We start from the raw sequence: 12098 nt of genomic DNA, 5'->3' as shown, positions 1-12098 counted from the left end.
CTCAGCCCGGCATGAGCATGTGCCACTGCTCCAGGGTCTGCGGACGCATGACGTAGTTTTTGTCCCGGACAGTGGACAGTGCCGCGCTGGGTTCCTGCGAATACCAGTGGCCCGGGTAGACCACCGGGTCGCCGGCGAGTCCGGCGAGGTAGCGCAGACTGCGGAACATTTCGTCCGAGTCGCCGCCGGGGAAATCGGTGCGGCCACAGCCGTCGACGAACAGGGTGTCGCCGGCGATCAGCCGGTTGTCGAACAGAAAGCATTGGCTGCCCGGCGTGTGCCCGGGCGTGTGTAGTAATTCGATGTCGAAAGCGCCGACGGTGACCTTGTCACCGTGCTCGTGACCGGTCAGCTCGCTCTCGGCTATCTCCGTGACGCTGGCCACCCACGGCAGCTCTTTGGCGTTGACATGCACTGGGACGCTTGTCTTTTCGAGCAGTTCGCGCACGCCGCGCAGGGTGAAGCCGAGCATCGTGCCGCCCACGTGGTCGGGGTGGTGATGGGTCGCCAGCACGCCGCTCAGCCGCAGTCCGTCTCCTTCGGCGATGTCCACCAGGTCGCCCGCGGCGTAGGCCGGATCGACCACCACGCATTCGCCCGTCGCACGGTCGCCGATCAGATACGCGAAGTTGCGCATCTGCGTCGCGATCGGATCGCCCACGGCGTAGTCGCGTCCCGACAACAGCTGGCGAAAGTACAGGCGCTCAGAAGACATACGGTTACCTTATTGCCCGACCCAGACGCTTCGCGCGCCGCGGCCGGAAAAATTTCAGTGGCCCAGACTCTCGCCCGGTCTGAACTGGACCGATGTTCAAGTGCGGGTCCGGTTAGACGGAGAGGGACCGGTTAGACGGAGAGGGACAGTACCGCCGCGGTGAGCGCCACCGTGGTTTCGATGGCGGCACCGAGGACGTCACCGGAGAGCCCGCCCAGGCGTCGGGCGCAGTGGCGGACGAGGACGGTCGAGGCGACCAGTGCGACGACCACGGCGACGGGACCGAGCCACGGGCGGTCCGGGACAGCCAGGACCGCCGCCGCGACGGCGGCCACGGACCAGCACGCTGGAGGAAGTGCCGATTGAGTATTCGCGACCAGGACGCCGAATGCGGTGCCGGGAGCGGCGGCGATACCCCGGCAGGCGAGCACTACGGCGACGCGACCCGTCGCCACGGCGATGATCACCGCGAACCAGCGGCCCGCGTCGGCCAATGCCGCGAACGAAAACGCTTGCACCCCAATGGTGAACACGATTCCCGCGACCCCGAACGGTCCGGCCCCGCCGCTCTTCATGATCTGCCTGGCCCGTTCGGGCGGCCCGTAGCTGCCGAGCCCGTCCATCGTGTCCGCGAGCCCGTCGAGATGCATGCCCCTCGTGACCAACGCCAGCGCACCGACTACCAGCAACCCGGCCAGCGAAGCGCTCGCACCAGCCCGGGTCAGCACCCAGAGCAGCGCCGCTGCCCCCGCCCCGAGCAGCACACCGACCATCGGCGCCAACAGAATCGCGCGTCCTGCCGCCCGATCGATATCATCCGGCCCACGCACCGGCAGTACCGTGAGCCACGAGACCGCCAGCCGAATCCCATTCACGCCAAACCCCATCCAGGACGGGACGCCCCCAGTTCCCGCCCGACGAGTGGCACACGGCTGTGGCAAAACGCGAGAAGGCCCCTCCATGGTGTGCCACTCAGAGCCCCCGCACTCGGCGAGCGGGGTGGGGAGTCGCTGGCGGGCGAAGGGTTCACTTGCGGAGGTTTGGTGTGGGGGTGGCCGGTTCGGGGTCGGCGGTGCTGACGCCCGCTTCGGCGAAGGTGGACATGTCGGCGAGTGCCGCGACGGCCGAGCGCAGGATGGGCAGGGCGGTGAGGGCGCCGGAGCCTTCGCCGAGGCGCATGTCCAGGTCGATCAGGGGCTCCAGGCGCAGGTGCCGGAGCGCGAGGGCGTGCGCTGGTTCGGTGGAGCGGTGGCCCGCCAGCCACCAAGCGCTGGCGCCCGCGGCGAGATCTTCGGCGACCAAAGCCGCTGCCGTGACGACGACGCCGTCGAGAATGACCGGTGTGCGCCGGGTGGCCGCCTGAGCAAGGAAAGCGGCCATCGCCGCGAAGTCGGCGCCCGCCGCGACGCGGAGGAGTTCGACCGGCTCCTTCAGTACCGGGCGGGCGCGGCGCATCGCGTCGCGAATGGCGGCGACCTTGCGGATCCATCCCGCGTCGTCGATTCCGGTGCCGCGGCCCACCGCGGCCACCGGTTCGGTGTTGGTGAGGGTGGCGATGAGCACGGTGGCCGGGGTGGTGTTGCCGATGCCCATGTCGCCCGCGATCAGCAGGTCGGCGCCCGCGTCGATCTCCTCGTCGGCGATGGCCCGGCCCGCGGCGATGGCCGACTGGACCTCCTCATCGGTGAGCGCGTCCTCGCGATCGATCGCCCCGCTGGAGCGGCGCACCTTGTGCTTGGACACCTGCGGGTCGGTGTCGGCGTCGACGGAGATGTCCGCGACCCGCACCGTCGCACCCGCCACGGCCGCGAGCACGTTGACCGCGGCACCGCCACCCAGGAAGTTCGCCACCATCTGCGCGGTGACCTCGCTCGGATACGCCGACACCCCGTGCCTCGCGACGCCGTGATCCCCGGCGAACACCACGACACGGGCGCGCTCGAACTGCCTCGGCGGACACGCGCCCTGGCATGCCGCCACCCAGTTGCCGAGCTGCTCCAATCGGCCCAGCGCCCCACCGGGTTTGGTCAGCTGCGCCTGCCGCTGCTCGGCGGCCGCACGAAACTGTGCGTCCGGAGGCGCTACCGGTCCGAATCCGTGCGTCACTATCGAGCCTTTCCGGTCATGGCGGGTCCCGCCGACTACGCCGCCCAATCTTGCCATTGCCGGGTCATGCCGCCAGCCCTCCACTCACCCGCCGCCTGCAACGCACATCGGACGTTCCTCGCACGTGCGATAGCGGCTGCGAAGCGCCGAACCACCGCGCCGGGCGTGGCGGTCACATTCGTGCGGCGGGCTATTTGAGGCGGAGGGGGAGACCGGCGACAACGAAATAGGCTTCGTCGCAGGCTTGTGCCAGGCGCTGATTGAGGATGCCTATCTCGTCTCGGAACAGGCGGCCGGAGCGAGTGGCGGGGATGATGCCCATGCCGACCTCGGGCGTCACGATCACGAGGTCGCCCGGGTAGGCGGCGACGGCCGCGACGAGGGCGTCGGTGTCGGGGGAGATCGTGCCGCGCGGCGCGTCCCACGCGTCACGCGCATCGATGCGGGCGGTCAGCCAGGTGCCGACGTCATCGATGAGCGTGACCGGCAGTGGGTTCGACGGCATCGTGGATTCGACGAGAACCGTTGCTGGATCGGCACTTTCGACGGTCGACCAGCTCCCCGGCCGTCGGCTGCGGTGCTGGGCGATGCGTTCGGCGAAATCTTTGTCGTCCGGGTCGGGTACCGCGGTGGCGAGATAGCGCACGGCCTCGCCGGCCTCGCCCGCGAGTTTCTCCGCGAATGCCGACTTCCCGGACCGCGCACCACCGAGGACGAGGATGCGGCGCGGCGCGGCGGGCGAGGAGTTGTGCGACACGGGTGGCACCGTATCAATCGGATGGCAGTCGGACAGGTGCGGTCTCAGTCGACCCCGAGGGTGACTTCGGTGGATTTGATGAGGACCGTGACCGGGGAACCGTCGGCGAGTTGGAGGTCGTCGGCGGCGTCGCGGGTAATCGAGGAGGTGATTTCATCGCCGCCGGTCAGGCGAACGCGGACGACGGCCATCGCTTCGCCGCGGGTGACCGAGACGACTCTTCCATGGAGTTGGTTACGTGTGGATAGTCGCATGCCCCGCGATCCTACGCAGCGGGTGCTGGTTCATCGGTGGTTTGACACTGGGTGTCGGTGGGCGTCGCGAAGCGGGCGCCGTCCTCGATGGTCGCGGCAGCGTGCCGGGCCGGAGCGGGGTTGCCGCGCCGTTGTGGAAGGCGGCTGCGGTCCTCTGCGGCGCTCAGGCTGATGTCTCCGCCGCGATATCCGTGCTCCGGCCGAAGCGGCGGCGGTACTCGGTGGGGGCGATGCCGACCAGGCGTTGGAAATGGTGGCGCAGGAGGGCGCCGGAGCCGAAGCCGGAGCGGGTGGCGATGTGTTCCAGGCCGAGCCCGGTTTCCTCGAGCAGTTGCTTGGCCAGCAGGACGCGCTGGTTGGTGAGCCATTTCACCGGGGTGGTTCCGGTCTCGGCGGCGAAGCGGCGGGCGAAGGTACGGGTGGACATGTTGGCGCGGGCGGCGAGTTCCTCGACGGTGTGCGGCAGGTCGAGGTGTTCGTTCATCCACTCCAGGATCGGGATGAGGCTGTCGGAGGTGCACGCCGCGACGGGGCGTTCGATGAATTGGCGCTGCCCGCCGTCGCGCTGCGGCGGCACCACCATGCGCCGCGCGATCGCGTTGGCCACGCCGCTGCCCAGTTCCCGTCGCACCAGGTGCAGGCAGGCGTCGATGCCCGCGGCGGTGCCCGCGCTGGTGATCAGATCGCCCTCGTCGACGAACAGCACGTCCGGGTCGACGGTGGCGTCCGGGTACTCGGCGGCGAGTTTCTCCACGTAACGCCAGTGCGTGGTGCACTTGCGTCCGTCGAGCAGCCCGGCCGCCCCGGCGAGGAAGGCTCCCGAGCAGACCGTGAGCACGGTGGCGCCAGCCGCCGCCGCGTCTCGGACGGCCGCGACGACGCGCGGATCGAATTCGCCGCTGACCGAGGCGGCCGAGATGGCGACCAGATCGGCCTTCGCCAGCTCCGCGAGCCCGTAATCCGGTGTGACGGTGATGCCCGGACTGGTGGAGCGCAGCGGGACCCCGGGCTCGGCGCCGCACACCCGGAAGTCGAAGGCGGGCAGTCCGTCGGCGGTGCGGTCGAGGCCGAAAACCTCACAGATGACCCCGAACTCGAACATGGCCATTCGCTCGGACAGCACTACGGCGACCTTTGACAGCATGCCGTCAGTCTACTGGCCGTATTTTTGCGAACATTGTCTGCACGGCCACTTTCGGCGGTAAATCACTGACCGCAAAATTACTGCCATGGTTACTTTTCTCGTTGCCCTGGCGGTCATCGTGGCCGTCGCCGCGCTGATCGCCCACAGCACGGGCCGCGCGGGCTCGTCCGATGTCATCGACCGCGACGCCGAGCGGGTCCGGTCCGAACTGGTGGCGATGCTCGGCCGCACCGCCCACCACCGCTGAACTCCCGCCCGGCGGCGGCCCGCCGCGAAACTACACAGCGTCGCCCGGGCCGACCCGCGGCTTCGGCGCACGCATCTTGCGGATCTGGGATGCGCGCACGAAGGCGTACCAGCCCAGCCGGTATCCGGTGTCGGTGGTCTCCGGGAACCGCTCCCTGACCCGGTTGTTCACCACCCGGCCGAGCAGGATGCCCTCGATGATCATGAACGCCATCATCACCAGCATGGCCAGCGTCACGATGGTTTGCAGCGCGGGCGCGACGAACATCGACAGGATCAGCACCAGCGCCATCGGCATGAACAAGCCGACCAGGTTGCGCCGCGCGTCGACGATGTCGCGGACGAATGCCCGCACCGGCCCTCGGTCGCGCGGCAACAGATACTTGTCCTCGCCCGCGAGCATGCGGGCGCGCCGGTCCTGGGCGGCGGCACGCCGTTCGGCCGAGGCCGCCTTGCGCTCCTCCTTGCTGCCGCGCACGGCCTTGCGCCGGGCGCGGGCCTCCTTCGCGGTGAGCGGAGCGGGTGCTATCGGGCCGCGGCGCTTGCCTTGCGCGTCACGGCGTTTCGGGGTGGGACGGCCTTTGCCCGCGGTAGCCGTTGGTGCGGTGCGGGTGGTACCTGCGGCCGAGCCGCCGTCCGTGACCACCGTCGATTCGGCGGTCGCGTCGGTGGTGCTGGACTCGCCGCGACGGAACAATTTCACAGCGACCAGGCTATTCGATGGGCTGCGTGGCGGGAAACGCGGTCCGATTCGCGGGGAGTGTGCGGGGTCACGGAGGTTGCGTGCCGCAGCGGATCGGGTGGTGGCAAGATGGGGGAATAGCAGCCAGCCGAGTGGTGTTGACCAACACGACCCGTGCGCTGTTCACGGGTTGACCACAGGTTCCTCGAGGAGAGTTCATGACTGTGCAGAACGAGACCGCCACCCACGGTGTGACTCTGACCGACGCCGCCGCGGCGAAGGCGAAGGCACTGCTGGACCAGGAGGGTCGCGACGACCTGGCGCTGCGCATCGCGGTGCAGCCCGGTGGTTGCGCCGGCCTGCGCTACCAGCTGTTCTTCGACGACCGCTCGCTCGACGGCGACCTGACCGTCGACTTCGGTGGCGTCAGGCTGGCCGTCGACCGGATGAGCGCTCCGTACGTGCAGGGCGCCTCGATCGACTTCGTCGACACCATCGAGAAGCAGGGCTTCACCATCGACAACCCGAACGCCACCGGCTCCTGCGCCTGCGGCGACTCCTTCAACTGAGGTAACCCCCGCGCGGTCGCACGCGAGGGCAGGTCCGAACGGGATCTGAACGCGTGAGGACATGGCTCACTCGCCGGGTACGCCCAAAACTGAAGCGACGGCATCGAACGCAGGACTGAACGTGAGTCCTGCGTTACCCGACTGGCACCGCCGGAAGCCGCGGAGGGGCGGGGAAGATCAGCTACGGTAAAACTGGACTCGCTTCACGGTAAGAGCGGGACGCGAGTCCGGTCTTGACCGCCTGCCGCCTACCGTTGAAGGGCTCAGCCACGTGTCCATCGCTGTTTCCGCGTCCATTGCGACCGACCATCTCATGCGTTTCCCCGGACGGTTCGCCGACGTACTGCTGGCCGATCAGCTCGACCATGTGTCGCTGAGCTTCCTCGTCGACGATCTGCAGATCCGTCGCGGAGGCGTCGGCGGCAACATCGCCTACGCGATGGGCCTGCTCAACCGCACGCCCCTGCTGGTCGGCGCCGTGGGCGCGGATTTCGGCGAGTACCAGGCATGGCTGGAATCGCGCGGGGTGGACTGCTCCGCCGTGCTGGTCTCCGATCGCGCGCACACCGCCCGCTTCGTGTGCACCACCGACGACGACATGGCTCAGATCGCGTCGTTCTACCCGGGCGCGATGAGCGAGGCCCGCGACATCTCCATCGCCGAGCTCGCCGAGACGCGGGAACTCGACCTGGTCTTGGTCGGCGCCAACGACCCCGAGGCGATGCTGCGCCACACCGCGGAGTGCAGGGAGCTCGGCATCCCGTTCGCCGCCGATCCCTCCCAGCAGCTGGCCCGCCTCGACGGCGACCAGTCCGTGCAGCTGATCGACGGCGCCGCATACCTTTTCACCAATAAATACGAGTGGGCGCTTCTGCTGCAGAAGACCGGCCTGAGCGAGGAAGAGGTCGCGCAGAAGGTCGGTATCCGCGTCACCACGCTGGGTCCGGACGGGGTGCGGATCGTCGACGCCGACGGCACCGAGGTGACCGTCGGCGTGGTGCCCGAGCTGGAGAAGGTCGAGCCGACCGGTGTCGGCGACGCCTTCCGCGCGGGCTTCCTCACCGGCCACACCGCCGGGCTGAGCCTGGAGCGCTCCGCGCAACTCGGCTCGCTGATCGCCGTGCTGGTCCTGGAGACCATGGGCACCCAGGAGTGGACCCTGAACAAGGACGACGCCCTGGAGCGCCTCACCAAGGCGTACGGCGCCGAGGCCGCCGCCGAGATCAAGCCCGTGCTCTAGCTGCTGCCCGCCTCTCCGCGCCTTCAGGCCGTACTGGTCGGGTGGCGGGGGATTCGCGTTCAGGTCCTGCGTTGGGTGCCGCTCGAGTTCTGGGCGTACCCGGTGAGTTACCCATGTGCTCACGAAATCACTTGTCGCGTTCAACCAGGGGTGACTTGCCGTCGATGACGGCGGCGGGTCACCCCTCGTTGTCGCGTTATGGGGTTGGCGGCGGTGTCCGGCGCAGTCGCCGGGCCGCTTACAGCGAGACCGGGTACACCGGCTCCTGGATCTCCGGCTTGATTCGTTCCTCGACGAAGATGCCGTGCCACACCATGAACACCAGCAGCGTCCACAGCCTGCGGCTGTGATCGGCGTTCCCGGCGCGGTGGGCGACCAGCATCTCGCTGATCGCGGGCTTGTTCAGCAGGTGGTCGGTCTGCGACTCGGCGATCTGCTGCTGGGCCCAGTCGTAGAGTTCCGTGCCACGCAGCCAGTGCCGCAGTGGAACCGGGAAGCCCAGCTTGGCGCGGTGCAGCACGTGCGGCGGGACGATGCCCTCCAGTGCCTGGCGCAGCGCGTACTTGGTGGTCTCCTTGGTGATCTTCTGGTCGAACGGCAGCCCCTCGGCCACCTTCAGCACCTCGGCGTCCAGGAACGGAACGCGCAGCTCCAGCGAGTTGGCCATGGTCATCTTGTCGGCCTTGACCAGGATGTCGCCGCGCAACCAGGTGAACAGGTCCAGGTGCTGCATGCGGGCGACCGGATCCCAGCCGCGCGACTGGGCGTACAGCGGCGCGGTGACGTCCTGGTGGGTCCATTCGGGCCGGAACTCGCGCAGCACGGCGCGCAGCTGGGCGTCGCTGAAGCTGCGCGCGTTGCCGTAGTAGCGCTCCTCCAGGGTGAGCGAGCCGCGGTGCAGCAGGCTCTTGCCCCTGGTGCCTTCCGGGATCCGCTCCGACAGTGTGCCCGCCAGCCTGCGCAGCCCGCGGGGCAGTTTCTCGAAGGGCTTCAGTGACAGGGGCTCGCGGTAGATGGTGTAGCCGCCGAACAGCTCGTCGGCGCCCTCGCCGGAGAGCACCACCTTGACGTGCTTGCGGGCCTCCTTGGCGACGAAGTACAGCGGGACCAGCGCCGGGTCGGCGACCGGGTCGTCCAGGTACCAGACGATCTCGGGAATCGCCTGGGCGAACTCGGCGGGGGAGACCACCTTGACGACGTGCCGCGCGCCGATCGCCTCGGCGCTCTCGGCGGCCACGTCGACCTCGGAGTAGCCCTCGCGCTCGAACCCGGTGGTGAAGGTGATCAGCTTCGGGTTGTGCCGCATGGCCAGCGCGGCGACCGCGGTGGAGTCGATGCCGCCGGACAGGAACGAGCCGACGGTCACATCGGCGCGCATGTGCTTGGCGACGGAGTCCTCGAGCGCCTCGGCGATCTCCCGGTAGCGCGCCGCCGCGGAACCGGGGGCGAACGGACGCACCGGGAACTTCGGCGTGAAGTAGCGCGTGATCGTCGGCGCGGCACCCGGCCGAACGGTGGCGTAGCTGCCCGATTCCAGCCTGCGCACGTCCTTGTGCAGGGTCTCCGGCTCCGGCACGTATTGCAGCACCGTGTAGTGCTCCAGCGCGCGCGGGTCCAGCGCGGCGCTGAGCCCCAGCGCGGGCAGCAGTTCCAGCAGGCTCTTCTTCTCGCTGCCGAACGCCGTGCCGCCCGGCCCGGTGGCCAGGAACAGCGGCTTGATGCCGAACGGGTCGCGGGCGAGGAACAGCTCTCGGGTCTCGGTGTCCCAGATCGCGAAGGCGAACATGCCGCGCAGCCGCCGCACCGCCTCCGGTCCCCAGTAGTGGAAGGCCGCGACGATCGCCTCGCTGTCGCCCTCGGTCTGGAAGATCTTGCCGTCCGGGAACTCGGCGGCGTGCGCCTCGGCGAGTTCCGCGCGCAGCTCCAGGTAGTTGTAGATCTCGCCGTTGAAGGTGAGCGCGTAGCGTTCGGGGTGCTCGGGCGGGCCCCAGCGCAGCGGCTGGTGGGAGTGCTCGATGTCGATGATCGACAGGCGGTTGAACCCGAAGATCAGGCGCTCGTCGTGCCAGGTGCCGCGCTCGTCCGGGCCGCGGTGGCGCACGCAATGCAAGGCTTCGTAGACCTGCTCCACCGTGCCAGGTGCTGCCTCGTCAGATGCCAGGAATCCGAGCAGTCCACACACGGCGTCGGCAACCTCGTTTCTCGCAGTCGGAATACGCGCTCACCGGACGGAGCGCAAGGGGACGAAATCCAGTGTCCGAGTATGCCCCAGATAGCGCATTCGCGCGTCGTGCGCACCGCATCCCGGCCGGAAGCGCTGGTGACGGTGATCCGGCCGCTCTCGGTGAGGTGCCGAAGCCGACCCGACGACAAACGGGGCGTCCGTTTGGTCTACGCTGCGTAGTACTCAGGTCTCTCTCAGGCGACCCGCGCGTGCATGCGCAGGCCCGGAGGGTGTCCTGAAACAAGCTTAGGACGTATCGTCGGGGCCGATCGCAGCCTCGAACGATGCACTGTCGGAATGTGTGGCGACCAGGAAGGCGTGAGCGTGGCGCACAAGGCGAGCGAAGAGATCGGGGCACGACCCGTGAAGGGTCGGCTGTACTCACCCGCCCCGCCGGCTTCGCCGGCCAACCGTCCCCCCAGCCGCATCCTTCGGCGGGCCGGGCTGGCGGTGTCCTTGGGGATCACCGCGCTGCTCGTCTCGGGCTGCTCGATCGACAATGTTTGGCTGCGGTTCGGCTGGCCCTCGGGTGTCACGCCGCAGGCCACCCGGATGCGGGAACTGTGGACCTGGTCGGTCATCGCCGCGCTGGCGATGGGCGTGCTGGTCTGGGGCCTGACCTTCTGGACCGTCGCCTTCCACCGCAAGAAGGCGGACTCGCCGGAGTTCCCGCGCCAGACCGGCTACAACGTGCCGCTGGAGCTGACCTACACGGCGATCCCGTTCGTCATCATCGCCGTGCTGTTCTACTTCACCGTGGTCGTGCAGAACTACGTGCACGAGAAGGTGAGCAACCCCGACGTCACAGTCGACGTGACCGCCTTCCAGTGGAACTGGAAGTTCGGCTACCGCAACGTCGACTTCAAGGACGGGTACAAGTACGACGGCATCGACACCACGCGTGAGGCGCTGAGCCAGGAACAGCTCGAGGCGTACCAGGAGCGGACCGAGAACGGTCACCCGCGGCCGGGCCCGGTGCACGGCAAGCCGGAGAACGACATCCTGTCCTACCTGCACTACGACAAGGTCGAGACGATCGGCTCCAGCAGCGAGATCCCGGTCCTGGTGCTGCCCACCGGCAAGGTGATCGAGTTCCAGCTCGCCGCCGCGGACGTGATCCACGCCTTCTGGGTGCCGGAGTTCCTGTTCAAGCGCGACGTGATGCCGAACCCGAAGGAGAACCAGTCCGACAACGTCTTCCAGATCACCAAGATCGAGAAGGAAGGCGCGTTCGTCGGCCGCTGCGCCGAGATGTGCGGCACCTTCCACTCGATGATGAACTTCGAGGTCCGGGCGGTGACGCCGGAGAAGTTCACCAAGTACCTGGACGCGCGCCAGGCGGGCAAGACCAACGCCGAGGCGCTCGAGTCCATCGGTGAGTCCCCCGTCGCCACCTCCACCGAGCCGTTCAACACCAAGCGCGACGTCAAGAGCGCGGCCCCGGCCGAGAGCAAGTGAGGAATTGATCTGACATGAAGATCGAAGCGCGGATTTTCGAACTGCTCACGGTGTTCTTCATCATCGTGGCGGTGGTCTACGGCTTCTTCACCGGCCAGTCGCGCACCGGCGTCGAGTGGGCGGGCACCACGGCCACGGTGCTGACCGCGGGCCTCTCGCTGATCATCGGTACCTACTTCCGGTTCGTCGCCCGTCGCCTCGACCTGCGTCCGGAGGACTACGAGGACGCCGAGATCGTGGACGGCGCGGGCGACCTCGGCTTCTTCTCGCCCGGCAGCTTCTGGCCCATCACCCTGGCCGCCGCCGGTTCGGTGACCGCCATCGGCCTGGCGTTCTTCCAGTTCTGGCTGATCGGCATCGGCGTGGTGTGCGTCCTGGCCGCCGCGGCCGGGCTGGTGTTCGAGTACTACCTCGGGCCCGAGAAGCACTGAGCTGAAACCCTGCCGAAGCGGCCTCACCGGAAACCCCGGTGGGGCCGTTTCGCGTATGGCTAGCGCTCCGACTGTCCATCTCGGTCTCGTCACCCTCCGCCGGACGAGGCGGACGGTTGCGATCGCCATGTCGGGTGACAACTGTTCCGGCTGCGGGAGCGGGTAGTCGATTGCCCACGGTTATCGATTCACTCACCTCGAGCGACTCCAACTTCGACTACCGCGAGAACGCTGTCCTGGGGCACTGCTCGCCCCTGCCGAGCGTCAACTGG

General features: G+C 68.4%; 13 protein-coding genes. 5 read left to right on the top strand and 8 right to left on the bottom strand.

Annotated elements, in window-relative coordinates; genetic code table 11:
* Position 1: 1 nt before the first annotated feature.
* The 6 genes from ACWPXK_RS22055 to ACWPXK_RS22030 all read right to left on the bottom strand — a co-directional run bounded on the left by ACWPXK_RS22055 (position 2) and on the right by ACWPXK_RS22030 (position 4976).
* Complete coding sequence (locus ACWPXK_RS22055) at positions 2 to 715, bottom strand: MBL fold metallo-hydrolase (RefSeq protein WP_454198075.1); 714 nt, start codon at positions 713 to 715, stop codon at positions 2 to 4.
* A 131-nt stretch (positions 716 to 846) separates the two neighbouring features.
* Complete coding sequence (locus ACWPXK_RS22050) at positions 847 to 1590, bottom strand: adenosylcobinamide-GDP ribazoletransferase (RefSeq protein ID WP_454198074.1); 744 nt, start codon at positions 1588 to 1590, stop codon at positions 847 to 849.
* Between the two features lie 151 nt (positions 1591 to 1741).
* Positions 1742 to 2821, bottom strand: a complete 1080-nt coding sequence (cobT, locus tag ACWPXK_RS22045) for a nicotinate-nucleotide--dimethylbenzimidazole phosphoribosyltransferase (protein WP_454198073.1) — start codon at positions 2819 to 2821, stop codon at positions 1742 to 1744.
* Between the two features lie 190 nt (positions 2822 to 3011).
* Complete coding sequence (gene cobU / locus ACWPXK_RS22040) at positions 3012 to 3578, bottom strand: bifunctional adenosylcobinamide kinase/adenosylcobinamide-phosphate guanylyltransferase (protein ID WP_454198072.1); 567 nt, start codon at positions 3576 to 3578, stop codon at positions 3012 to 3014.
* A gap of 44 nt (positions 3579 to 3622) precedes the next feature.
* Entirely contained in the window at positions 3623 to 3832 is a 210-nt protein-coding gene (locus tag ACWPXK_RS22035; protein ID WP_454198071.1) for a TOBE domain-containing protein, read from the bottom strand.
* A 163-nt stretch (positions 3833 to 3995) separates the two neighbouring features.
* On the bottom strand, positions 3996 to 4976 hold the full coding sequence (locus tag ACWPXK_RS22030; protein WP_454198070.1) for a helix-turn-helix domain-containing protein: 981 nt from the start codon (positions 4974 to 4976) through the stop codon (positions 3996 to 3998).
* Between the two features lie 85 nt (positions 4977 to 5061).
* Here ACWPXK_RS22030 and ACWPXK_RS22025 point away from each other — a divergent pair, with 85 nt between their 5' ends.
* Positions 5062 to 5223 (top strand): hypothetical protein, encoded by a 162-nt coding sequence (locus tag ACWPXK_RS22025; RefSeq protein ID WP_454198069.1) that lies wholly within the window; start codon positions 5062 to 5064, stop codon positions 5221 to 5223.
* Between the two features lie 30 nt (positions 5224 to 5253).
* Here the strand turns inward: ACWPXK_RS22025 and ACWPXK_RS22020 are convergent, their stop codons facing one another.
* Entirely contained in the window at positions 5254 to 5925 is a 672-nt protein-coding gene (locus ACWPXK_RS22020; RefSeq protein WP_454198068.1) for a DUF3043 domain-containing protein, read from the bottom strand.
* Between the two features lie 197 nt (positions 5926 to 6122).
* On the opposite strand from ACWPXK_RS22020, the gene ACWPXK_RS22015 reads away from it, so the two are divergent.
* A complete protein-coding gene (locus ACWPXK_RS22015) occupies positions 6123 to 6473 on the top strand; it encodes a HesB/IscA family protein (protein WP_357734790.1) in 351 nt (116 codons plus the stop codon).
* Positions 6474 to 6744: 271 nt separating this feature from the next.
* Positions 6745 to 7713 (top strand): carbohydrate kinase family protein, encoded by a 969-nt coding sequence (locus ACWPXK_RS22010; protein ID WP_454198067.1) that lies wholly within the window; start codon positions 6745 to 6747, stop codon positions 7711 to 7713.
* Between the two features lie 238 nt (positions 7714 to 7951).
* Here the strand turns inward: ACWPXK_RS22010 and asnB are convergent, their stop codons facing one another.
* Entirely contained in the window at positions 7952 to 9895 is a 1944-nt protein-coding gene (gene asnB, locus ACWPXK_RS22005; protein ID WP_454198066.1) for an asparagine synthase (glutamine-hydrolyzing), read from the bottom strand.
* A 417-nt stretch (positions 9896 to 10312) separates the two neighbouring features.
* On the opposite strand from asnB, the gene ctaC reads away from it, so the two are divergent.
* Entirely contained in the window at positions 10313 to 11395 is a 1083-nt protein-coding gene (gene ctaC, locus ACWPXK_RS22000) for an aa3-type cytochrome oxidase subunit II (RefSeq protein ID WP_454198350.1), read from the top strand.
* Positions 11396 to 11409: 14 nt separating this feature from the next.
* Positions 11410 to 11826, top strand: a complete 417-nt coding sequence (locus tag ACWPXK_RS21995) for a cytochrome c oxidase subunit 4 (RefSeq protein WP_454198065.1) — start codon at positions 11410 to 11412, stop codon at positions 11824 to 11826.
* The last annotated feature ends 272 nt before the right edge of the window (positions 11827 to 12098 follow it).

The sequence above is a fragment of the Nocardia sp. Marseille-Q1738 genome (genome assembly GCF_965283145.1).
Note: the sequence above shows the minus strand (reverse complement) of the source record. Positions and strands in the feature narration are given on the sequence as shown.